The sequence below is a fragment of the Stomatohabitans albus genome (genome assembly GCF_036336025.1).
GTDB lineage: Bacteria > Actinomycetota > Nitriliruptoria > Euzebyales > Euzebyaceae > Stomatohabitans > Stomatohabitans albus.
On sequence record NZ_JAYKKE010000003.1, the window covers coordinates 48,317 to 70,652 of the forward strand.

At 54.0% G+C, this 22,336-nt stretch carries 25 protein-coding genes; 4 read left to right on the plus strand and 21 right to left on the minus strand.

Annotation, left to right across the window (positions count from 1 at the left end; all coding sequences use genetic code 11):
* Window positions 1-15: 15 nt before the first annotated feature.
* Entirely contained in the window at window positions 16-1,011 is a 996-nt protein-coding gene (locus tag VCU37_RS07915; protein WP_336250107.1) for a D-isomer specific 2-hydroxyacid dehydrogenase family protein, read from the minus strand.
* 106 nt (window positions 1,012-1,117) lie between these two features.
* On the opposite strand from VCU37_RS07915, the gene VCU37_RS07920 reads away from it, so the two are divergent.
* Window positions 1,118-1,840, plus strand: coding sequence for a hypothetical protein (locus VCU37_RS07920; protein ID WP_336250108.1), 723 nt, complete (start codon window positions 1,118-1,120; stop codon window positions 1,838-1,840).
* On the opposite strand, the gene VCU37_RS07925 is transcribed toward VCU37_RS07920, so the two are convergent.
* The 6 genes from VCU37_RS07925 to pyrH are packed head-to-tail and all read right to left on the minus strand — an operon-like array spanning window position 1,826 to window position 7,217.
* Window positions 1,826-2,737 carry a site-2 protease family protein gene (locus VCU37_RS07925; RefSeq protein WP_336250109.1) on the minus strand — a complete coding sequence of 304 codons (912 nt, stop codon included), beginning with the start codon at window positions 2,735-2,737 and terminating at the stop codon, window positions 1,826-1,828. The two genes, VCU37_RS07920 and VCU37_RS07925, sit on opposite strands and share 15 nt — an antisense overlap.
* A complete protein-coding gene (gene dxr / locus VCU37_RS07930) occupies window positions 2,734-3,885 on the minus strand; it encodes a 1-deoxy-D-xylulose-5-phosphate reductoisomerase (protein ID WP_336250110.1) in 1,152 nt (383 codons plus the stop codon). The genes VCU37_RS07925 and dxr overlap by 4 nt, the downstream gene beginning before the upstream one ends.
* Window positions 3,878-5,080, minus strand: a complete 1,203-nt coding sequence (rlmN, locus tag VCU37_RS07935; RefSeq protein ID WP_336250111.1) for a dual-specificity RNA methyltransferase RlmN — start codon at window positions 5,078-5,080, stop codon at window positions 3,878-3,880. The genes dxr and rlmN overlap by 8 nt, the downstream gene beginning before the upstream one ends.
* Before the next feature lie 5 nt (window positions 5,081-5,085).
* Window positions 5,086-5,919, minus strand: coding sequence for a phosphatidate cytidylyltransferase (locus VCU37_RS07940; RefSeq protein ID WP_336250112.1), 834 nt, complete (start codon window positions 5,917-5,919; stop codon window positions 5,086-5,088).
* Between the two features lie 6 nt (window positions 5,920-5,925).
* Window positions 5,926-6,471, minus strand: coding sequence for a ribosome recycling factor (gene frr, locus VCU37_RS07945; protein ID WP_336250269.1), 546 nt, complete (start codon window positions 6,469-6,471; stop codon window positions 5,926-5,928).
* Window positions 6,472-6,503: 32 nt separating this feature from the next.
* Window positions 6,504-7,217, minus strand: coding sequence for a UMP kinase (gene pyrH, locus VCU37_RS07950; protein ID WP_336250113.1), 714 nt, complete (start codon window positions 7,215-7,217; stop codon window positions 6,504-6,506).
* Window positions 7,218-7,373: 156 nt separating this feature from the next.
* On the opposite strand from pyrH, the gene VCU37_RS07955 reads away from it, so the two are divergent.
* Window positions 7,374-7,760 carry a DUF4870 domain-containing protein gene (locus VCU37_RS07955; protein ID WP_336250114.1) on the plus strand — a complete coding sequence of 129 codons (387 nt, stop codon included), beginning with the start codon at window positions 7,374-7,376 and terminating at the stop codon, window positions 7,758-7,760.
* A gap of 124 nt (window positions 7,761-7,884) precedes the next feature.
* Here the strand turns inward: VCU37_RS07955 and tsf are convergent, their stop codons facing one another.
* From tsf to VCU37_RS08000, 9 genes are all read right to left on the minus strand, one after another.
* Window positions 7,885-8,733 carry a translation elongation factor Ts gene (gene tsf / locus VCU37_RS07960; RefSeq protein WP_336250115.1) on the minus strand — a complete coding sequence of 283 codons (849 nt, stop codon included), beginning with the start codon at window positions 8,731-8,733 and terminating at the stop codon, window positions 7,885-7,887.
* A 104-nt stretch (window positions 8,734-8,837) separates the two neighbouring features.
* On the minus strand, window positions 8,838-9,707 hold the full coding sequence (gene rpsB, locus VCU37_RS07965; RefSeq protein WP_336250116.1) for a 30S ribosomal protein S2: 870 nt from the start codon (window positions 9,705-9,707) through the stop codon (window positions 8,838-8,840).
* 141 nt (window positions 9,708-9,848) lie between these two features.
* Window positions 9,849-10,361, minus strand: a complete 513-nt coding sequence (locus VCU37_RS07970) for a murein hydrolase activator EnvC family protein (RefSeq protein WP_336250117.1) — start codon at window positions 10,359-10,361, stop codon at window positions 9,849-9,851.
* Window positions 10,362-10,459: 98 nt separating this feature from the next.
* Window positions 10,460-11,254 carry a FliA/WhiG family RNA polymerase sigma factor gene (locus tag VCU37_RS07975; protein WP_336250118.1) on the minus strand — a complete coding sequence of 265 codons (795 nt, stop codon included), beginning with the start codon at window positions 11,252-11,254 and terminating at the stop codon, window positions 10,460-10,462.
* Window positions 11,255-11,263: 9 nt separating this feature from the next.
* Window positions 11,264-12,205: a tyrosine recombinase XerC gene (locus tag VCU37_RS07980; RefSeq protein WP_336250119.1), complete on the minus strand. Its 942-nt coding sequence runs from the start codon at window positions 12,203-12,205 to the stop codon at window positions 11,264-11,266.
* Window positions 12,183-13,268: an alpha/beta hydrolase gene (locus VCU37_RS07985; protein ID WP_336250120.1), complete on the minus strand. Its 1,086-nt coding sequence runs from the start codon at window positions 13,266-13,268 to the stop codon at window positions 12,183-12,185. Before VCU37_RS07985 ends, VCU37_RS07980 begins: the two co-directional genes overlap by 23 nt.
* A 66-nt stretch (window positions 13,269-13,334) precedes the next feature.
* On the minus strand, window positions 13,335-14,348 hold the full coding sequence (gene dprA, locus VCU37_RS07990; RefSeq protein ID WP_336250121.1) for a DNA-processing protein DprA: 1,014 nt from the start codon (window positions 14,346-14,348) through the stop codon (window positions 13,335-13,337).
* Window positions 14,345-15,826 carry a YifB family Mg chelatase-like AAA ATPase gene (locus VCU37_RS07995; protein WP_336250122.1) on the minus strand — a complete coding sequence of 494 codons (1,482 nt, stop codon included), beginning with the start codon at window positions 15,824-15,826 and terminating at the stop codon, window positions 14,345-14,347. Before VCU37_RS07995 ends, dprA begins: the two co-directional genes overlap by 4 nt.
* On the minus strand, window positions 15,823-16,191 hold the full coding sequence (locus VCU37_RS08000; protein WP_336250123.1) for a YraN family protein: 369 nt from the start codon (window positions 16,189-16,191) through the stop codon (window positions 15,823-15,825). The genes VCU37_RS07995 and VCU37_RS08000 overlap by 4 nt, the downstream gene beginning before the upstream one ends.
* A gap of 222 nt (window positions 16,192-16,413) precedes the next feature.
* Here VCU37_RS08000 and VCU37_RS08005 point away from each other — a divergent pair, with 222 nt between their 5' ends.
* Complete coding sequence (locus tag VCU37_RS08005; RefSeq protein WP_336250124.1) at window positions 16,414-16,935, plus strand: HXXEE domain-containing protein; 522 nt, start codon at window positions 16,414-16,416, stop codon at window positions 16,933-16,935.
* Between the two features lie 582 nt (window positions 16,936-17,517).
* On the opposite strand, the gene VCU37_RS08010 is transcribed toward VCU37_RS08005, so the two are convergent.
* Window positions 17,518-17,940 carry a DUF6041 domain-containing protein gene (locus VCU37_RS08010; RefSeq protein WP_336250125.1) on the minus strand — a complete coding sequence of 141 codons (423 nt, stop codon included), beginning with the start codon at window positions 17,938-17,940 and terminating at the stop codon, window positions 17,518-17,520.
* Between the two features lie 958 nt (window positions 17,941-18,898).
* Between VCU37_RS08010 and VCU37_RS08015 the strand changes: the two genes are divergently transcribed.
* The gene (locus VCU37_RS08015) at window positions 18,899-19,771 is read left to right on the plus strand and encodes an NAD(P)H-binding protein (protein ID WP_336250126.1); all 873 of its coding nucleotides are present in this window, start codon (window positions 18,899-18,901) and stop codon (window positions 19,769-19,771) included.
* Window positions 19,772-20,016: 245 nt separating this feature from the next.
* On the opposite strand, the gene rplS is transcribed toward VCU37_RS08015, so the two are convergent.
* The 4 genes from rplS to rimM all read right to left on the minus strand — a co-directional run bounded on the left by rplS (window position 20,017) and on the right by rimM (window position 22,336).
* Complete coding sequence (rplS, locus tag VCU37_RS08020; RefSeq protein WP_336250127.1) at window positions 20,017-20,361, minus strand: 50S ribosomal protein L19; 345 nt, start codon at window positions 20,359-20,361, stop codon at window positions 20,017-20,019.
* A gap of 61 nt (window positions 20,362-20,422) precedes the next feature.
* Entirely contained in the window at window positions 20,423-21,163 is a 741-nt protein-coding gene (lepB, locus tag VCU37_RS08025; RefSeq protein WP_336250128.1) for a signal peptidase I, read from the minus strand.
* The gene (trmD, locus tag VCU37_RS08030) at window positions 21,156-21,839 is read right to left on the minus strand and encodes a tRNA (guanosine(37)-N1)-methyltransferase TrmD (protein ID WP_336250129.1); all 684 of its coding nucleotides are present in this window, start codon (window positions 21,837-21,839) and stop codon (window positions 21,156-21,158) included. The genes lepB and trmD overlap by 8 nt, the downstream gene beginning before the upstream one ends.
* Before the next feature lie 5 nt (window positions 21,840-21,844).
* The gene (gene rimM / locus VCU37_RS08035; RefSeq protein WP_336250130.1) at window positions 21,845-22,336 is read right to left on the minus strand and encodes a ribosome maturation factor RimM; all 492 of its coding nucleotides are present in this window, start codon (window positions 22,334-22,336) and stop codon (window positions 21,845-21,847) included.

The following is a 22,336-nucleotide window of genomic DNA, read 5'->3' on the forward strand; positions in this document are numbered from 1 at the left end:
GAATGCCTATAGCCACTAATAGCCAGATGCGGGGTCAACAAGCCCCTGCCAGTCTTCACCCTGGGTTAAAAATACATTCACGTTGTGCCCAACCCGAAGGCTCAGTAAGTAAGCAACCTGGTCAGGGGTGTCAGCAACATGTGGAGTGATTAAGCAGCGGTCGTTGGTCCAGAGCGGGTGATCATCGGGTAGTGGTTCAGGATCAGTAACGTCTAAGGCAGCACCAAAGAATTTGCCTGCACGTAAGGCCGCATCAAGTGCATCACTATCAACCAGTGGACCTCGACCAATATTGATCAACACGGCATTGGGCTTTAAGAGGTCTAACCGTTCAGCATTCATCATTTTGTAGGTGTCTTTGGTATTGGCTGCAGCCAATAACACCACGTCCGCTTGGGGCAGGACGTCATTCAGGAACTCGAATGTGACGGTTGAATCAGCTCCATCGACCGGAAGGTCGGCCCGTCGAACAACGGTGATGTGGCAGCGATAGGGGGCGATTTGCTTCATGTATTCGATTGCAATGCCACCTGCACCCACAATAACAACATTGGCTTCATAGAGTGATTGTCCACCAATGGGCCCCCACGTCGTTGCCCTGGCTCGCATACAAAACTCTTTATTGGCCGCTATGGTCAACCCCAGTGCATGTTCAGCAACTGGTTCGCTGTATGCCCCTTTTGCACTCGTGAACAGCACTCGATCACCAAACTCAGCAATCGTTTCACCAAAAGCATCAACACCGGCATAGGGCAGTTGAACCCATTCAATGCCAGGGTGTTCGGCTAATATCCCGGCGAGTTCATGAGCACGAAAATAGTCGAGAAAGAACAGCCCCTTCGTATCTGGACCTAAATCGCCAATTGTGGCACCACCGTCAATGAGGGCATTGCGATGGATGTCTCGTACGGCATCAAGTGGCGCTAACGCCACAGGACCGGGTGTTGGCGTCAGCATGTGTGCGGGTCTATTTGCCGTGGATCCAGGGTTGGGACGATGTTGTTGGGACATATTTCCTCCTCTACATGACAGAGCTTGAGTGTAAATCAGGTGACTTCTCAGTTAACAATTTGCAAACGACACGAAAACCATCTAAACACGTGTAATCATTTATTACATGCCTAAACCTTGTGAAACATTCTTGAACTTTGTTGACCCTTCTGACCAGGTTTCAGTACTTCGTAACCTCGCCTGCTCAAGCCTTGTCCATCACGGGTTCACCCACGCCATGCTGTGTGCACACCGTGGGAATGATCCGCTCTTCCTCGCCCTTTTACGCCCATACCCCAGTGGGGACCACATCGTCGCGATTGAAGAGCAACTCACCTTGGCAACCGCGCTGGGAGCTAACCGCATTGCCTTTTGTTCAACGGGACGCGCCTGGTCAGCGAACGACCCTGTGCCACCGGTTTGTGATGATGGTGACTTACGCCAGCGTGTTGTTATGGTGACCCAAGCCGCCCTTGGTCACCCATCCACAGATACCCCGACCGATACGACCTATTTATGGCCGTTGGAAGAATGCCTCACCGGGGCAGCACCCACAGTCCTTCATGATGGCATCGGCCCACTGCATTCCGTACTCATGCAGGCGGTACAACAATCCGAAGACCACTCACCACCCGAACCGTGGGGTGACAACCAGGTCTTACAAACAAGTGCCGCAATCATGCTGGACCTTGAACGCGATGGCCATCAATTCATTAGTCTTGGCCCAAAGTTGGAACACACCCTTGGCCTCTGGTTGGACCGTATGAGCGTCCACGGAGGCACCTCGGCCCCTGCCCCACAAGACACCGGGGTTGTCACCACGCCATCACAACCTTCAGGACCCAACTAATGAAGATGCTGGCTTTAAGACATCCAAAATGGTTGTGCCAATGAGTATCAACACAAAATACAAAATGACGGCTAGGGCGATATAAGCCCAAATATCAACGTTAATCATCCAGTTTGCCGGTTTGCCCATCCATCTACGAACGGTGTTAACCGTGCCTTCAATCACAATCACCGCGACATGCCCACCATCAAGGGGTGGAAAGGGCAGCACGTTCATCACACCGAGCACCAGGTTCAATTGGGCCACCATGACCAGGACTGCAAACAGGTTGCCCTGACTTCCAAATGCCCCAACGACTTGAGCCATCCCCACAATAGAAATAAGGGAGCCATCCGTGCGTGGGGCACTGGACGTAATTTGACCCACGAGATCAGTAATTGCCGCCGGACTAAAAAGATATCCAACGGTGGACACCATCTGACCCACCATCGTGACAAAAGATACTGGCCCGTTGAATGCGGCCGCCAACGTAGGCAGCACACCAACCGACTGGCGTACCACCTCGCCATCGTGCATCACAATGGATCCGAAGAGTCCAAAGGCCAACGCCAGGAGCAGATAGCCCAATACAAGGTTGGTGACAATACCAGCAAGTACCACAATCAGTCGCTGCCAACGAGGTTGCTGAATGTACAGGCGCCCACTTTCCCAATCCGCTTCAGACAGCTCATCTGCAGTACTCATACCGACAATACGCACATACCCACCAAGTGGTATTGCTTTAATCCCGTATTCGGTTTCACCACGCATCGTGGACCAGAGGGTTGGGCCAAACCCGATCATGAATTGGGTGGCTTTCATACCAAAGACTTTGGCCGTAACAAAGTGGCCTGTTTCATGAATCATGACGCTTACAAGAAGCGCCGCGATAAAGAACAGAATTGCCAGAATGCTCATACCAATTGCTCCACCTTCGTCCGTGCATAGGCTCGCGCCGCTGAATCAATGGCATAGACATCGGCAACATCACGGATTTGCTCGTGTGGTTGCCAGTCCAATGTTTCGGTCACAATCGTTGGGATTTGCAAGAACGAAATCCTGTTCGCCAACAATGCCTCTACTGCAATCTCATTCGCAGCAGTGGCCACGATTGGGGCGCTGCCACCGGTACGGCCTGCCTGAATAAAAATATCAAGCAGGGGGAATGTAAGACGATCTGGCGCTTCAAACGTCAACGTTTGCGGTGATGACCAGTCCATAGCGACAGGAGCGACCGGTTTACGTTCTGGCCAGGTCAAGGCCAATTGGATGGCTGAACGCATATCTGGTGGCGCAAGTTGGGCAATCGTGCTGCCGTCAACAAACTCAACCATTGAATGCACGATACTTTGCGGGTGGACAACGACGTCAATCGCATCGTAGTCCACCCCAAACAAGGCGTGGGCCTCAATCACTTCAAGCCCTTTATTGGCTAACGATGCACTATTAACCGTCACCAAGGCACCCATATCCCAGGTGGGATGGGCGAGCACCTCGTTGATCGTGACATTGGCAAGTTCATCGCGCGTTCGTCCACGAAATGGCCCGCCCGATGCTGTTAAAACAAGCCGGCCAACCTCATGGTGCTCACCACTACGCAGACACTGGGCCAAGGCTGAGTGCTCACTATCAACGGGAATAATGCGGTCATGGTCACCACCAGCAGCAGTATGTAACAGTGCGGCGCCAGCAACCATGCTTTCTTTATTCGCTAACGCAAGTGCAGCACCCGACTGCAGCGCAGCAATAGAAGGACCAATACCTTGAAGGCCGTCCATCCCGTTCACCACGACATCAGATGCAATAGATGCAATCGCAGTTGCGGCATCTGGCCCATCAATAACCGTAATGCCCTCTGGTTCAAGCACGGATCGGGCCTGAGCCGCCACATCGGGGTCAACGATTCCTACATATGTTGCACCACAGCGTAACGCCTGGTCGATGATCCCAGGATTTCCTCGATTGGCCAGGCCCACGATCATGAGGTCGTCAGGCAGGGATTCCACCACGTCGATGGTCTGTACCCCGATAGATCCAGTCGAACCTAACAAGGAAATCCTACGCATTCGAACCCCGTTTCGTTGTCATTTGATGTTGCATCACCCGATCAGCGGCACCAACAGCACGTGGCAAGGTTTTACCCGACCCTGCCTGATAATTCGCATAGAGCTGGCCACAAGCCGCATCAATATCGTTCCCACGATTTGCTCGAATGGTAGCGGGAATCCCACCGTCATTGAGCACCTGGGCAAAGGCTTGCTGCTGCTCAATAGGTGGGGCAAACCATGGCACGGCTGGGGTGGGATTCATCGGGATCAGATTCACGTGTACTTTGCCCAGACCGAGGTGCTTTTTAAGAACATCGCGAAGCTGTTTTGCTTGGTATGTTGCAGAATTGACCTGGTCAATCATGACGTACTCAATCGTGACGCGGCGTTTCGTTGCCGCAAGGTAATCAGCCACCGTCGACAATAATTCATCAATAGAAAATGCTTTATTGGCGGGTACAAGGTCGTTACGCAAGGCATCGGTTGGGGCATGCAAACTCACGGCCAACGTGACTGGTAAATCCATCGCTTGCAGGCGTTTGATTCCGGGCACGATACCGACTGTTGAGACCGTTATCGACCGGGCGCCTAACCCAAACCGTTCATGAAGCCACTTCACGGCACCCAAACAAACTTTTTGGTTCGCAAAGGGTTCACCCATCCCCATAAATACAACGTTGGTGACGTGGTCGGGGACGCCTTTCGGTAACGGAGCCGGGAGGTGCTCTCCCCAGACCTCAGGATCAGCGTCACCAGCTAAGAGGCGCTGCATGACAGTCACCTGGCGAACGGTTTCACCGAGTGTCAACTGGCGCTTCAACCCAATTTGGCCGGTGGCACAAAACGGGCATCCCATCGCACAGCCTGCCTGGGTTGATATACACACCGTTGCCCGCCCAGCTCTATCGTTCGTTTTGGGATAGAGCATGAGTACACTCTCGATTGCTTCATTCCCACACTGTAATAACACTTTTCGCGTCAGCCCGTCATCAGCCTCACTCACGCGAATAATGCGTGGCCGCTCTCCTCCGGCTTCAGCCAATTGTTCTCGCAGGGCCCGAGGAAGATTATGCATCTTGGCAGGGTCATCAATGCCTTTGGCTAACCAATCTTGAACCTGGTTCACGCGGAAGGCTGGCTGATCCTCAAGGACATGCGCAAGCTCATCATCGTTATAGAGGTCTCGAACGGGTCGAGAAAGAGAAACCACCATGCCGTTTACACACCTGTCACTGTTAAAAGAAGCCAGGCTACCGGAAAGGCAAAGAGATGGGCATCAATCCGGTCCATAACACCGCCATGACCAGGCAAAATGGAACCTAAATCTTTTACACCAAGGTCACGTTTAATCAAACTCTCAAACAGATCACCAAAGACAGACGCCAAGGACATCCCGATACCCATCACACCCATCTGCCACACATCAATGCCGTCTGGAAGTGGGACGATGAAAAATAGGATCACAGCAATAAGGACCGTGGTGGCAAGGCCGCCAAACATACCCTCCCATGTTTTCCCAGGGCTGATCGTTTTGGCTAAGGGGTGTTTTCCAAACCGCCGCCCAACGATGTAGGCACCGATATCGTTTGATGCCGCGAGGGCAAACACACTGAGCACAATCCAGATGCCGTTATCCATGCGCAAGATCAGCGCCAAGAACGAGGCCAGGAATGGTACCCATAACACCATCAAGGCATAAAGGCCGAACCGTTCTGCTGCTCGGCCTTGACTCGACGAGGTCATCACCCCAAGAACCCCTACAAGAAAGCTCAGGAGGACACCCATTAACAATCCAACGGGACCGAGATTCCATGCGGCAAAAAACGAAATGGGCATCGCCACGATAGCCAACAGCGTGGGGGGTTGGGAACGTCGCATCGTGAATGCGCGGTCCAGTTCCATAAGCGCAATCACAAGGAATAACTGAACAACGATTAAGAGCGCAATGGGAGAGAGCCGCGCCGCAAGCACCATCGCGATCCCAAGGGCCACACCAACACCAATTGCGGCCTTTAGGTTACGGTCCTTGGGTTTTCGCGTCGGTTCATCCATAAAGTATTAGACCTGCATCAGGTCTGATTCTTTCGCAGAAAGAATCTCATCGACCTGTTTAACATACTTATCCGTCACATCTTGGAGACGGTTTTCAGCTCGGCGCTCTTCATCCTCGCTGAGCTCTAATTCCCCGATCTGATCCTTCATTTTTCGGCGAATATTGCGAATAGAAATCCGGCCCTCTTCAGCTTGCTCCTTCGCCATTTTCACGAATTCTTTACGACGATCTTCGGTCAATTCTGGAAATACAACCCGAACAACCTTGCCATCATTAGACGGGTTCAACCCAAGATCAGACGACAGGATCGCTTTTTCGATATTTGACAGGGCGCTCGCATCATAGGGCGTAACAAGCAATACACGCGCCTCAGGGGCAGTCACACTGGCTACTTGCTGCATAGGGGTAGGCGTACCGTAATATTCCACACGCAAATTGGTGAGGAGTTGTGGATTGGCCCGTCCCGTACGGATACGGCTCAACCGTTCACGTGTGTGCTCAATTGCCCCTTCCATTGCAGTGGTGGCCTCTGCTAACACGTCATCAATCATCATTGCTCCTTTGAGTCGTCCTGAGCGCTGGATTACGGGGTATGCACGAACGTACCGATATGTTCCCCTTGTACTACCTTCAAGATATTGCCCACCGGGTTTAGGTTAAAGACGATAATCGGTAAATTATTGTCCATGCACAAGCTGATTGCGGTGGCATCCATAACCCGTAACCCCTGGTTTAAAACCGTGTGATGGTCAAGGTCCTTATACAGCGTTGCATCAGCTTCTTTCTCGGGGTCAACGTCGTACACACCGTCAACCTTTGTCGCTTTGAGTACCGCATCAGCTTCAATTTCAAGGGCACGTTGTGCTGCGGCGGTATCGGTCGAGAAATAGGGTGCGCCAAGGCCGGCGGCAAAAATCACTAGCCGTTTCTTTTCCAGGTGGCGCACGGCACGGCGCCGAATATACGGTTCACAAATTTCAGACATGTGTACCGCACTCATCACTCGCGTATCCAGCCCAACCTTCTCACACGCATCTTGAAGGGCCAACGCATTAATGACCGTGGCTAACATGCCCATATGGTCCGCACTAGAACGATCCATCCCAGCGGCCCGTGGACTTGCACCTCGGAAGATATTGCCCCCGCCAACCACAATGCCAACCTCGTGGCCGCTATCGACGACTTCTGCCAGTTGATTGGCAATTGAACCAACCACGTCTGGAGTGATGGCTGCACCCTCAGATCCAAACATTTCACCTGACAATTTCAACAGCACACGGGCATAGGGTTCGGCCATGGCATCGCGCTCCTCTCAGTCTTTGGTGGCGATTCTAATACGCTTGTGAGGGATGGCCCTGATGCCTGTTAAGGGGCTGGCCCTGTTGGAGCGAGCGAATGATGCTGGCACGATTGCAGCCATAATTGTTCACCCTATAAAGAGAAAGTCTCCGCCATGAGCGATTTCAATGTCACCTCACCATCACCGTTAAATGATGACGATCGGACCGTCGCCATTCTCACACATATTTCTGGGTTAGTCGCCGTGTTCCTTGGTGGGTTCGCGTTTCTTGGCCCCTTAGTCTTCTATTTCATTACGATGGGTCGTAGCCCAGAACTTCGAGCCCACGTGCTTGAATCATTGAACTTCTCGTTTACGGTCACCATCGCCGTATACGCGCTCTTTGCCAGTATGTTCTTGGTGATCACGATCCCCTTTGCATTCATTGGTCTCATACTGATCTTCCTTGGCTACCTCGTCTTTTCGGTCTTGGCTGCGATTGACGCCTCCAACGCACGTTTGCGCCGGTACCCCCTCACCTGGCGAATCGTTACGAAGTAACCAGTCTGTTTCCTCACCACCCATTATTGGTTTGACACCGAATACGTCGTCTCTTTTCTCTCACTCAACAAACAAGACCCCCAACACTGGGGGTCTTGTTATGCCGTGCAGTAACCGCTATGGGTTAAATCTCAAAGCGTGCAAAGTCAACTAATTCAACGTCGCCTAAGAGTTTGGCAATGGTGGTGGAAGGATCCTTGACGAATGGCTGGTTCAATAACACCTGTTCCTTGAAGAGGGCTTGAACACGGCCTTCAACAATCTTCTCAATGATATTGGCTGGCTTGCCTTCCTCTTCGGCTTGCTGGCGAGCAAAGGTGCGTTCCTTTTCGACCAATGCCGGGTCAACCTCATCCTCACGTACCGCGACCGGACGTGCAGCAGCGGCATGAAGGGCAATGTCACTCGCCAGTTGTGCGGCACTCTCTCCGGCAGTGTTGACTGCCACCAGCACACCAATCTTGGCTGGAATACCAGGGGTGGGGGTGTGGAGGTAGAAGCGAACAGTGCCACCGTCCACGGCGAAGCGGCGGAAGTCCGTAATCTCGACCTTCTCTTTTGTGGTGCTTTGTACCTCTTCAACGAGGTCGGCAACCGTTTTGCCCATCGGCGTTGCGGTGGTCATTAATGCGGCCACATCAGCAACATCGTGTGCCAAGACGGTTTCGGCAACAACCTGCGCCAAGTTCACAAAGGCGTCACCCTTGGCCACAAAGTCAGTTTCACAAGCCACCTTAACGATGGCACCTTGGTCACCACTGTCGCTTACGACAGCATGCACCACACCGTCGCCAGCTTCACGTTCACCGGCACGTTCGGCCATCTTACGGCCGGTCTTGGCCCGTACAATGTCAGCGGCTGATTCAAAATCACCGTTGGCTTCGACGAGCGCTTTCTTACAATCCATCATTCCTGCACCGGTTGCCTCGCGCAGGCGCTTAACATCGGCAGCACTGATTTTCACGTCACTCATTGTGATTGTTCCTTGGGTAGGTCTGAGTTTGAAAGCCGCTGCGGTCCGTTACCCGACTTGAGCGGAAACATCATGGGTCGGGGAGGTTCCCCTCCCCTGGGGTTCTACAGATCGTCGTCTGGATCGATCAGGTCGCCAGGTACGGCACCAGCGGCGATGGCTGCGCTGGCTGCTTCTTCAGCCTGAAGGGCAATTTCCCATTCAGCAAGTGGTTCGGCAACCTCTTCAGTCTCAACCGGTGCCTGAACATCGGCCGGAGCGACTTCACCACCGGAGGCGCGACGGGCGTAGCCGTTTGCCACCGCATCGGCGATCAACCCGGTGAGCATCGCCGTGGAACGAATGGCGTCATCGTTACCCGGAATGACAAAGTCAATCATGTCGGGGTCACAGTTTGTATCCACCACAGCCACAACGGGAATGCCAAGACGGTTGGCTTCGGCAACCGCGATGTGTTCCTTAACCGTGTCCACAACCCAGATAGCAGCGGGCAGTTTGTTCATTGAACGGATGCCACCAAGGTTCTGGCGAAGCTTGTCGAGTTCGCGCATAAGAAGGAGGCCTTCCTTCTTTGGCAGCAATTCGATGGTGCCGTCGTTGACCATATCCTCAAGTTCACGCAAACGGCTCAAACGACCCTTGATCGTTTCAAAGTTTGTCAACATGCCGCCAAGCCAGCGATAGTTCACATAGGGCATCCCAACACGGGTGGCCTGCTGGCTAATAACTTCCTGGGCTTGTTTCTTGGTGCCGACAAACAGCACGGTGCCGCCCTTGGAGACGGTCTTTTCAATGAAGGCCGTAGCCTTTTCCAACATGCCAACGGTCTGTTGGAGGTCCAGGATGTAAATACCGTTACGCTCACCGAAGATGAAACGCTTCATCTTGGGGTTCCAGCGGCGGGTCTGGTGGCCAAAGTGAACGCCGGCTTCGAGAAGCTGACGGACAGTTGCGGGTCGAGTGGACGTGCTCATGTAATTCCTTTGCGGTTGTACCTTGTGCACAAGGCCAGTTGCCTGCCCCTCCCTCATACAAGGACCGCGGGGCATTCGTGCACTGCGAAATACCCACAGCAAGCTGTGGGCAGGCTAGCGTAGCGTGTTTACCTTGCTTTGCTACGCGGGTTTCAGTCGGATGATCCATTGCTGTTCCAAGCTCAAAGGGTCCAAGTAACGGTAATGCGTCCGCCAGGTCGGGTGAGGAACTCGTGCGCCCACATCGAGGTGGTTTTGGCCAGGGGCAATAACGCCTATCACCGTTCCCGCTTGAACCACTTGGCCAACACGTACAGCACTAGGCATGGCGATGGGCCCATAGGTTGTTGACAGGTCACCGCCATGGTCGATTGTGACCCAACCAACTCCGGCAACCATCCCAGCAAACACGATGGTCCCACGCCGCATTGCATGCACCGACTCTCCTGGCGTAGCAGCGAGGTCGACACCCCGATGCCCTGATGTCCATGGTTGTTTAGGCTCAGCTAAGGTTTGAACAACAGTCCCAGGTACCGGACGAACATAGGAGATCGGTCTCGCCAAGGCCCCTTGGGGCACCAGCCATCCCACGAGTACAACACTAATCGCCGCCCAGAGACGAAATACCTCTCGTGATATGTGTTGGGAGTACATGACGCCAAGCTTGGTGCGCACGGATAGGAGCTACCGCACTCAGTTTCACAGATGTGGATAATACAGACGCCATCCACAGGCGGGGTGATTGGGACGTCTTATGCTTCAAAGCGCGCGTTCATTTTGGTGCGCAACCCCAAAACGGCTTTCGTATGAATCTGTGACACACGGCTTTCGGTGACACCCAGAATCTCACCAATCTGCGCGAGGGTCATACCTTCAAAGTAGTACAGCAAAATAACGGTCTTTTCGCGTTCACCCATCCGGTTAATCGCATCAACCAGTACTTCTTTGACTGCGGTGTGTTCAACAATCTCTAGCGGGTCAACACCGGATTCGTCAGGTAACGTTTCGCCTAAGGTAGCCCCTTGGGTTTCATCACCGAACGGATCATCTAATGCCACCAGATTCATCGTGGCAATCTGGCTCAAGGTTTGTTGAAGCTCACTCGTGTCGATGCCCATGAACTCAGCGAGTTCTTCATCACTTGGAGTGCGGTCAAGCTGTTGCTGTAATTCAGCCATCGCCCGTTCAACGTTACGAGCCTTCGCACGAATAGAGCGTGGAACCCAGTCAGCCGCACGCAACTCATCGATAATTGAACCCTTAATACGGCTCATCGCATAGGTTTCGAATTTAAACCCGCGCGAGGGGTCGAATTTATTGATCGCATCGTTCAGCCCGACCATGCCGTGACTAATAAGCTCAGCGCGGTCTACGGAGCGCGGCAAGCCAGACCATACCCGTCCAGCTACGTATTTAACCAGGGGCGAGTACTGCATAATTAACCGCTCACGAGCAAGCTCGCTCCGGGTTTTGTAAAACTCGTCCCACATTTCTTGTACCTCGGGTTGGTCCGAGGGTCGAGGTTTGGTGGTCACGTCTGTCGTCACAGCAAGGTCCTAGCGTCGGGGATGGGCGCTGGCATGCACATCCCGAATATGGTCAGTCGTTAGATGGGTATAGATCTGTGTTGTTGCAAGCACATCGTGTCCGAGAAGTTCTTGGACACTTCTTAGGTCGGCTCCGCCTTCCAATAAGTGAGTCGCAAACGAATGTCGCAAGGTATGTGGAGAAACATTTGCTAATCCGGCTTGCTTCGCTCGTTTGTCAACAACACGGTATATCGCTGAACGATCAAGTGGCGTACCTTTGGGAGAAATAAACAGCAGATCGTGATTTGCGCTGATGTTCTGCGCAGAACGGTGCGTAAGGTACGTACGAATAGCTTGTTGGGCGGGTTCACCGAGTAAGACCTGACGCTCCTTGCGTCCTTTCCCCATGACCCGAAGCACATTGGGTCGCTCTAGGACTTGGGTACACGTGAGCGCGCACAACTCACTGACACGTAGACCTGTCGAATACAACACTTCCAAAATGGCGGTATCACGAGCCTGAATAAAGGGAGAATCCTTGTCTCCATGGGCTTTTGCTTGGGCAATTAAGGCGGCAACTTGATCACGCCGCAAGGTGTCGGGGTGGTCTCGATGCACCTTGGGGGTACCCAAGCGTTGAGACGGGTCATGATCCATCACGCCGGTTTCAACCAGCCGTTTGTGAAAGGCTCGGATAGCAGAACGCTTGCGGGAGATGGACGCCCTAGACAGTCCGTCTCGACTTAACTGTCCAATCCACGCACGGAGCACTGACAAGGTGACCTCTTGAGGATGGTCAATCCCAAAGGCCGTACACCAACGCGCATATTGCGTGATATCACGGCGATATCCCGCCACCGTATGATCGCTCACATGACGCACATTGGCCAGATAATGCAGGAGCTCGTCACGACAAGCTATCCAGACCGGATGAATTTTTGACTGCTCAGGGTACGTAGATGCCGGCACTGGCTATTCCCATGCGTAATGCGCCCGCTGCCACTGCTACAGCTTCACGGGCGGCGTGACTAACACCAATCAAATTGACGAACGGGTGAAGCAACGTTGCGTGACGACAAATATCAACTTGAACCCCAGCTTCACGTAATGCATTTCCGTACGCCTCCCCATAATCACGAAGGGGATCAAACCCTGCTGTGGCGATATGTGCACTTGGAAGCCCCGATAAGTTCTCACACAATATGGGTGATACAAGTGGGTTGGTAAGTAAGGAGTGGTCTCCGCCCAGATAATTCTCTGCTGCTTGGACGAGATCAGCTTCCGTTAAGAAAAACCCTTCTTTGAATCGTTCCCGGCTGTAGGTCATCGACACCATGTCCGTTGGCGGTACAAAGAGCAGTTGGAATGAGGGCGTGGGCCAGCCTTCATCACGGGCTCGGATACAGTGCACGGTAGCCATATTGGCCCCTGCCGAATCCCCAGCAATAGCGATACCGCCGGTGATACCCAGTTCGTCTTTACGTGCGTGCATCCAATGCCATGCATCACGCACTTCATTTAAGGCAAAGGGAAATACACGTTCAGGGCTGAGGCTGTAGTGAATCGCTAACACGGTCACGTTTGCCGCCATCGCAATCATGCGACAGACGTTGGCATGGGTATCAATATTGCCGAATATCCATGACCCACCGTGCAGGTATAACAATCCTGGTGTCACTGCATCTCCCGTGACGGGCCGATACAACCGCCCTTCAATCGGCCCTGTTTGTGTCGGAATCGAGAAATTGCGTTCTTCGGCAATGGGTAGGGGTGATCCACCGCCCATGATCGCTGATGAATTACCAAAGAGACGGAACTCAGCCACATTGTCAGGGGTGAGGGTGTCGGGCCTGGCCCATTCCCCTGCTTTAAGTACTACCTGACTCTCATGATCGAGAACCTGACCATCTATTTCAATGGGGTCTCCAGTTATGGCTTGACGAATCGGTGCGGGCAAGTTAGACACGCGTTTAACTGAACGCGACGTTGCTTCCGCACCGAAACCAATAAGACTTTTCGGATCAATAGGCACAGACCCATTCTGCATCACATGACAAGGGATAAACAGGTGGAATGGGGCCGGCGATAGGTAATGACCCTAGGTGAGTCGATAGATACCTTCCCCAGTCATGCTGGCCAGGCCTGCATTCATCAACTCCCCACAGCGTGCCATAACCTCAGCAATGGGCAGCCCGGTATGTGCACAGAGGGTATCCATGGCGGTGGGTTGTGGCCCCAACAGGGTGTATATCTCCTGGACCCGTTCGTGAAGCACTGGCGGTACACCAGACACCGGTTCATCAGCAGAGTTGGTGAGGCCGAGGGCTTCGCGGACATCATGGCCATTGCGAACCATCAAACAACCATCACGAATCAACGCCAAACTTCCTGCGGCAGACCGATTTGTTGGGCTTGATGGTACAACCAAACACTCCCGGTTATACGTGGCTGCCCAGCCGGCCGTATTCAATGCCCCTGAACGCTGTTTGGCTTCGATAATGACTACCGCATCAGCTAGTCCAGCGATGATGCGATTACGTTCCAGAAACTGACCTGGGTAGGCGATGGGCATGGCTGGAGGCTGTTCACTAACAAGGCATCCTTGGGCAATAACCTCAGCCTTCAGTGCCGTTGCGTTGGCTGGATAGGGCACTTCCAACCCACAACCCAACACGCCTATCGTTAATCCGCCACCGGCTAAACACCCCCGGTGTGCGGCTTGGTCGATACCTTGTGCCATACCCGATACGACCGTAATGCCATGTTGGGCGAGATCGTTTGCAATCGTGTAGGCCAGTTGAAGCCCATCGGCACTCGCCTGACGGGTTCCAACGATGGCAACGGTTGTTGGGCAAGATAATGCTGATGTTATGCCCTCACACCAGAGCCACCACGGGCCACCCATCATCGTGAAATGGTCTAGGCGCTCTGGCCAGGTTGGGTCTCCAATACAGATGAGACGCTTATCAATCGGGATGGGTTGGCCTGTTGGACGTATAGCCCGAAGTACCTCGTCAAGGCCACTGGGATCGGCACGCTTGCAGGCAGCCGCAATATGTTTACTAGTGAGTCCTTGGGCAACGAGTGAACGGATTTGGTCACTGATTGTCATGTGAGACTCCATAACGCATCAAGTTGCATTCGGTGGGCTAATGCTTCAAGCGCATGAACGGCTTGGGTGGTTGGTTCTTGGCTGAGGTCAGCGATCGTGCGGGCAACCCGAAGGGCGCGGTCAAACCCTCTGGCGCTCAGCCCATTGGCATCGCACGCATCGGCCAAAACGGTGATGGCTTGTTCACTTGATGCCTGCCGAATATCGCCAATTGGTGCAACCGCATTCATGCATCCTTGACGATTGACTGCAAGCTGCCGAGCTGCCATGACCCGTTGGGCGACGATTGATGATGACTCCCCTGGCTCGACTTGTTTAACATCTTTCGTGGCAGTGCGCTGCACACGCGGTGCCAGGTCGAACCGATCGGCCAATGGCCCTGATAGACGGGCACGATAACGCAGCACCTGCTCAGGTCGGCACCGGCAACCCGTTTTTGGCGGTCCGCAAGGGCAGGGGTTCCCCGCAGCGATAACTTGAATGGAGGCTGGCCACGTTACTTGACCCCCTGAACGAGCGATAACGACCTGGTTATCTTGAAGGGGCTGGCGTAACCCGTCTAAGGTTCGTGGTCCCCATTCAAAGATTTCATCAATGAAAAGCACCCCATGGTGGGCACGGGTAATGGCACCTGGACGCGCAATCGGTGACCCACCTCCGAGGAGTGCAGACCGTGACGCGGTGTGATGAATGGCCGCAAATGGGCGTTGTGTGGGCATAGCAAGGAGTGAACCAGGGCGGTCACATAAACTTCGGATACTGGCAACCTCTATGGCTTGTTCAGCGGTTAAAGGCGGGAGAATCGACGGCATACGAGCCGCCAACATGGACTTGCCAGTACCTGGTGGGCCTATGAGCAACAAGTTATGGCCCCCTGCGGCAGCGAGTTCGAGGGACCGTCTTGCTTCGAATTGGCCATAGACGTCAGCAAGGTCTAAAACTGGGTCAGGAGGAAGGGGATCGGGCGACGAAACAACAACGGTTAACCCATCACACAATTCCCGTAATGTGTTGAGGCACCGGACTTCCCCAGAACACCCAAGCCGTGCCTCCATGGCATTGTCACTGGCTACCACAACCTGGTCGTACCCTGCCACACTTGGTAAGACACCCTTCACCCCAATGACATTCGCATGCGAGGATACTTCTCCGATAAAACAATCATCACTCGTATCAAGAAGGCCGAATGCGCGCATCACGGCAACGGCGATGGCCAGGTCAAACCGTGAGCCTGCCTTGGGAACCGCTGCAGGGGTGAGATTCACCAGTACACGATGGCCGGCGAGGGGCACCCCAATTGCCTCCAGTGCGGCCCGAACTCGGTTTCGAGCTTCGTTGGCGATCTGTCCATGAACTCCGAGGACACCAAAACCGTTCCCTGGACCGGTTTGAAGCCCTTTACTGATGGTGGCTTCGACTTGTACAGGAATGGTTTGTAGCCCCGCGAGCGCCACGGTACGTGCTAATCCGGTACTCACCAGACCCCCTCTAGATGTAAGAGAGCTGTCTGGTCAGGATTATGGCGAGGAATGGTGACAGCAATCACGTCGCCACGGCTATAGCCACGCACGTGGTGATGGGTGTCGCGCCAAGCACGTGCAAGTGCTTGAAGCTGGCGGCACTTTTGGTTGGTGATGTGGGCCAGGGCATGACCTGTGGTCGCACTGGATGTTTTTACTTCTACAAAGACCAGACGATTGTCTTTGTGGGCAACGATGTCCAGTTCACCACGGAGATGCTGTGCAGCGCGCCAATTGCGATCAAGCAGGGTATATCCGTGGGTGCTGAGATAGTCGGCGGCAAGGGTTTCGCCAACAGCGCCAAGACGATGTGGTGTGTACATAGGCACGACCGTAGGTATTCACCACAAACGGAACGCCACTTATCCACAAGAAACAAAAAAGATCCACAACCTACCAACTCTGGGGATAACCCATCTTCAGGGAGCTATGAGGGTGCGCTTTCTGATCAGCTCACTCCGTGTTGCCATTCGTAGTGTCAGCCTGTTATCGTCAATACCGTCACCCAAGGGTTATTGCAATACTTCTGATGAAAGGGAATTGCGATGAATGGAAGGCTTGAAGGGCGTGACCGATGGCTTGTCCCCTTATCGTTGTGGGGGTCGTTCTTAGCCAATGATGGCGAGGAGTGGTTAACCATGGCGCGCACGGCACCCGCCGTTTACCAACGTCTCGGGGTGTCGAATCGTGTACCTGAAGTAGTACGACAACCCAGCCAACGACATGTCAACGTGGGTGTTAGCGTGATAGGCCTGCTCTTAGCCGTGGCGGTCATCGACGGCATCCGATCCCGTGGCCGTGGCTGGCTTTACCAGGATGTCCAGATGGCATTCGGAGCGCATGGCTGGGGACACCTACTAAGTGCGATGGTTTCCCGAGGCTACGTCACGGGGGTATTGACCTCCCCCACCGTGGTACTTCCGCAGTGGTGGTGGGCACGTCGGCGGCTTCGCGCCGCTGGAGTACCCACGACATCTCGTCCATTGCGCGCTGCAGGGCTATGCGGGGCTGGGCTATTGGCAGCACATGCCTTAGGTATCGCCGCGTCTCGAAGGCGTACACCATAACACGGTAAAGCAGGCCTGACTATGGGCCACTGGTGTGCTCGTTATCCATTAGTTTGAACAGGTGCTGGTTTCTATCGGTGACAGGTGCCGTCAAGAACATCGAACCAGCAACCCCCCGGCCAGATGAATCACCTATTGAAGATAATTGGCGGGCAGACTACTTGTTATGACAACGTGTGGCCGTGCATGGGTTTCGAGTGCTTAACCTCAGCAGGGCCTATACCCCCAGCGCGATGCAACGTTCTAGCTACAAAGGTAGCTACAACGGGATTGGCGGTTACCTGGTCCTCGGCTGTCGCCATGCTCATTAGCTCATTGCTCCACACGCTCTGTTCTGCCAGGGAACCTTCCGACCAGGCAGGCAATCCTCGAGTATCTGTGGCTGTCCATCTGGGGACTCTGACTCAAGGGCACCATCAAGGTAGGACAGATCAAACGGTAAAAGCCCACCCCAAAAACCAGTTTTATGTCACCTTCACCAACCACTAACCAGCGGTGGAGAACTTCCAACAACCAATCCCAGAACGATTATTCATTGGACGAATCCGTATTCGGGCACCCTGGCCCGTGGTGCAACAGCTCTTAGCTCACGCACCGGCTCTGGCGACGCTTGCGCAGAATCCAGATCGCGGCTCCGGCAAAGGCAAGGTCGACCGGAATGACCGCTGGGAGTGCCCGGTGAAGTACGGTGACAAAGCAGCCGAGCATGGGTAGCGTGCAGGCAATAGCCGTGTCCACGATCGGGCCTTCCCCGGCCACTATCGCTACGCCTGCACCGGTCATTGCCGACGCCACAAATGCGTTGACCCCTTCGTGCTCACGAAGGAGCCACTGGGTCGGCTGTTCGATGACCGTGCCCCGATTCGCCTCAAGTGCCTGGGTAAGGCGTCCCTCGGTACTCTCCCAGGATGGGAAGCACTTTCCGATGCCAGCGGCTAGATAACAGGCCCCAAGTACTCTGCGTGCTCGAAGCGTAGACCGGCTCTCAACCGTTCTATTACGCATGATTCACCTTTCCCTCTTCTCAGCAACGATGTAGAAGGAATAGAAAAGAGGATCTGTCGGCATGATCTCCTTCACTGTGGAGTGTATCGCATACAGCCTCTCGGAGAGAGCGGAATAGTGAACGAGGAATAGGTGTTGGCAATCACCCTGTTCCTGAGCACCACCGTGTCCACATGCCGCTTCAACATTCCGTCTTGTGGTATCGGGCAACCCGTTACCAAAAGGGTGCTGGGGTACCTGTCCGGTGCGTCCAAGAAACCTAGTGACATTAGCCTTAACCACCCGCCAACACTCGGAGGCATACGGTGTGTGCCATCGGTTCCATAACTCAGATTCCAAGTACTACTTGATCCCACCGATTAATAGCTTGTATGTGTTCGGGGGCAGTATGTGGCCATCAAGAGATACGTCAACTGCGCAGTGGGTGTGGAGCCGGTTGAAGGTGCGATGGACACTCGACCGGGCGGCCATCAGCACCAGAATTGATCGCTCATGGCGTAGCTCGTATCCCGACATGATCGCTTTACCACAAAACGGTTTTGGCCTCAGGCTCAGCGTCTCGCAGACCGCCAAGTTCTTAGCATTTGGGACTGGGGTTAAGACTTTTCGGTTCTTCTGGTACGTCTCAGCTAGGAGGCGGTCACTCTGACTGCTCACACCCCTTGTAGACCGCGAAGTACCGGCTCGATCGACCAATGATCTAGGGGATTCTTACCGAAGTAATCGGTGAAGTAGACAGCCTATAGTGTAAAAGAAATCACTTAAATGATCGGGGAATGAGGTGGACCAGCTGCGTGTGGTCCTTCGTTTCAGATAGTGGTCCAGGACGTGGCAAGGTGCGCCAAGGTGTTCTGGTTGACGCATCTCCAATCCGTTTCGTCCCGGTACCGCGCGGGAGAAGGTCAGTTCGTTGGCTCAGATCTGTCAGCACCTCACTTGCCGCAGAAAGGAGTCACACATGACCGCCACAACACTCGTCGCTGGAGCCACGGGGTATCTCGGACGCTTCATCGTTGCAGAACTGCACCGTCGCGGCCACAACGTGCGCGCAATTGTCAGGAGCCGAGAACGCGCCCTCGCCCCCGGCCCGTGGGAGTCGCCCTCTTTGGAAGGTCTCGTTGACGACTGGGCTGTCGGGGCAGTTTCGAACCCCGACTTTGTTGCAGATATCGCTGAAGGCGTGGACAACGTGGTCTCCGCCCTCGGGGTTACGAAGCAAGCAGCCGATCCATGGGATATCGACCACAAGGCGAACCTCGCTATCCTCCGCTCGGCTGAACGACACGGTGTTGGCCAGTTCTGCTATATCAATGTCATCGGAGGTGACCAATGCCCGGCACAGTTGACCCAGGCGAAGACTGCCTTTGTTAACGATTTGAGGTCTTCATCGATCTCAAGCCAGATCATTAATCCCCCAGGGTACTTCTCTGACATGACTGAAATACTCAAGATGGCCCAGAAGGGGCGCGTTTATGTCGTACGACCTGACGTACGGATCAACCCGATCCATGGTGCTGACCTTGCGGCCTACTGCATCGATCGACTCACCGCTGGCGAACCTGGTATGTGGGATGTGGGAGGCCCTGAAGCCTTTACCTGGCAAGGCCTTGCTGAATGTGCCTTCCGAGCACTCGACCGTCCGGTGAAGATCTCAAAACTGCCACCCTGGCTCCTGTCTGCTGCCATCTCGGTACTCAATGTCTTTAGCCCCAAGAAGGCCGACACGGTGCGTTTTGTCTCGTGGAGTATGCTCCATGACTGTGTGGGTGAACCAACCGGCAACCATACGTTGCTGGATTTCTTCAAACGTCACGCCGAAGACAACATCTGACCAGCCTTCTGCTTCAGCGATGCGCTTGGCTATCCCCGGAAGCCACTCAAATCGAGCATATTGTTGCGCACACGGACGACGCGCCCACCAAAATCGCCTGGGCATTGAGGCAGACAGGCTTGCCAATCGCCATACTGCACGCACTAGCCACGAAGCGGCAAACGCTGCTCTACAAGGAATCTGGTGATGCGGAGGTAACTAAAAACCGACCGGAAGCCCGGTCGGTTCACGTATCGCGCCGCTGATTAGCGGCGTTCGCGGATCTTTGCCGCCTTACCAACGCGGTCACGCAGGTAGTACAGCTTGGCACGGCGAACTCGGCCACGACGCATCACTTCGATCTTCTCAATGATCGGTGCGTGGACAGGGAAGATACGTTCTACACCGATACCGTTGAAGCTGATTTTACGAACGGTGAAGGTTTCACGCGGGCCCGAACCACGGCGACCAAGCACGTCCCCTTGGAATACCTGAATACGGGTACGCTCGCCTTCGGTCACCTTTACGTGAACCTTGACGTTGTCACCAGGGTTGAAATGAGGGATGTCATCACGAAGGGTCGCCATATCGACCATGTCAGTGCGGTTCATTGCTACAGGTCTCCGAAGGAATAAACAAATAGGGTCGCGTTTAACGCGAAGGAACAGGTTACTATGATCCAGACGATACGTCAGCAGATGATTTTGTAGTTTCTGCAAGTTCACCGTATTCCTGGTTAGCACTCAAGCCGAGGCGAGCGTGCCCAACCGGCCAGACAATGGTAAATGCCTTACCGATAATGTTCTCTTTTGGTACGGTACCCAACGTAAACCGACTATCCAAACTATTTGGTCGGTTATCGCCCATCATGAAGTATTGCCCTGGCGGTACGGTGAATGGTCCGTAACTTCCAGGGTCTTTGATCGTGTACGGTTCTGGGAGTGCTTGACCGTTGATATACGTGACCCCATCAACGATGGTGATCTCTTCACCCGGCAACCCAATGATGCGTTTGATCAAATCACGATCAACCTCAGGTTCAAGGAGGTGAACGCTTTCAGCCAACCCACGCAGTGCAGCAATTGGGTTTAACCCGTCAGGTTCTAGCCCTGGCCGACGGAATACGACGATATCGCCCCGTCTTGGCTCGCCAAGCCCATAGCTCACCTTCTCAACCATGACGCGATCTTGAAGCTGTAATGTTTCAAGCATCGACCCGGTGGGAATATAGAAGGTCTGGATCAAGAACATTTTGAGCAGAATGGCCATCACCAGTGCCGTGACGACCAATGTGACGACTTCACGAATCCACCTGAGTATCGCCGCAGCACGGTCAGAGTCTTGATGATCATCCTGGGTTGAAGGAGCCGATGGGGACAGTGAAGAACCGTATTCGTCGGGTACTTCAGTCATTGTCCCTCCTCAATAAATCGGGGCGTACTAATCGTGTTCGAGCGACGGCCTGACGATAACGCCATGCTGCAATTGCACCGTGATCACCACTGGTAAGCACTGATGGTACTGACCAACCACGATAGGTTGCAGGACGGGTGTACTGGGGATGTTCAACCAGACCGTCTGAAAAACTCTCTTCAATGCCTGAATGTTCGTTGCCCATGACACCGGGAATAAGTCGGGTGATGGCCTCTATCATCAGTGCGGCAGCAACTTCTCCCCCACCGAGTACCGCATTGCCAACCGCAACTTCCTCAGTGGCGAGGTGGAGATGCACACGCTCATCAATCCCTTCGTAGCGACCACACAGAAATGCTAGATGGGGCTCTTGGACAAGTTCTTCAGCGAAGGCCTGATCAAAGGGGCGGCCACGTGGCGTCATAACCAGCGTACGAGGACGCTGGGCAGGCCAAAGCTCATCAGCCGCTTCAAAAAATGGTTCTGGGCGCATGAGCATGCCAGCACCGCCGCCGTATGGAGGTGCATCAACCGTCCGGTGCGTATCGTGTGTCCACGTACGCAGGTCGTGAATATTGATATGGACTCGTTCCAAGGCAATGGCACGACCAAGGAGAGAGGTGCGCAGCGGCGACGTAAAGAAATCAGGGAAAATTGTCAGCACGTCGATACGCATCGTTGCTACTCCAAGTCGAGTAAGCCGTCAGGCGCATCAAGGACAAACGGCTGAACATCAACATTGATAATTGCCGCAACATGGGGTACCAGATGTTCTTTGCCATCTGGTGTTCTCAGGACGATCCAGTCATGTGCGGTGCCGTCACGAACTCCCGCAACTTCACCAACCGAGGAACCATTTGGATCTACGACAGGAACACCAATCATGTCTTGGACCCACATCATGTCATCGTCTAACACGATGGTTGCGCGATCAATAAACAGGTTCTGTCCACGGAGTGATTCAGCATCATCTCGGGTGGTATATCCCTCAAATGCCACAATAAAGCGCCCTCCATGCCAATGGGCACGATGGACGGTTAGTGTCTGGCCACCTGAGGTTTGAAGCTGAACACCCTGGTCAATCACATCACCTAAATCCGTTTCGGGGTGAACGTAGACTTCACCCCGAATACCGAATGGCTTTCCGATACGACCGACCGCTACGGTATTCAC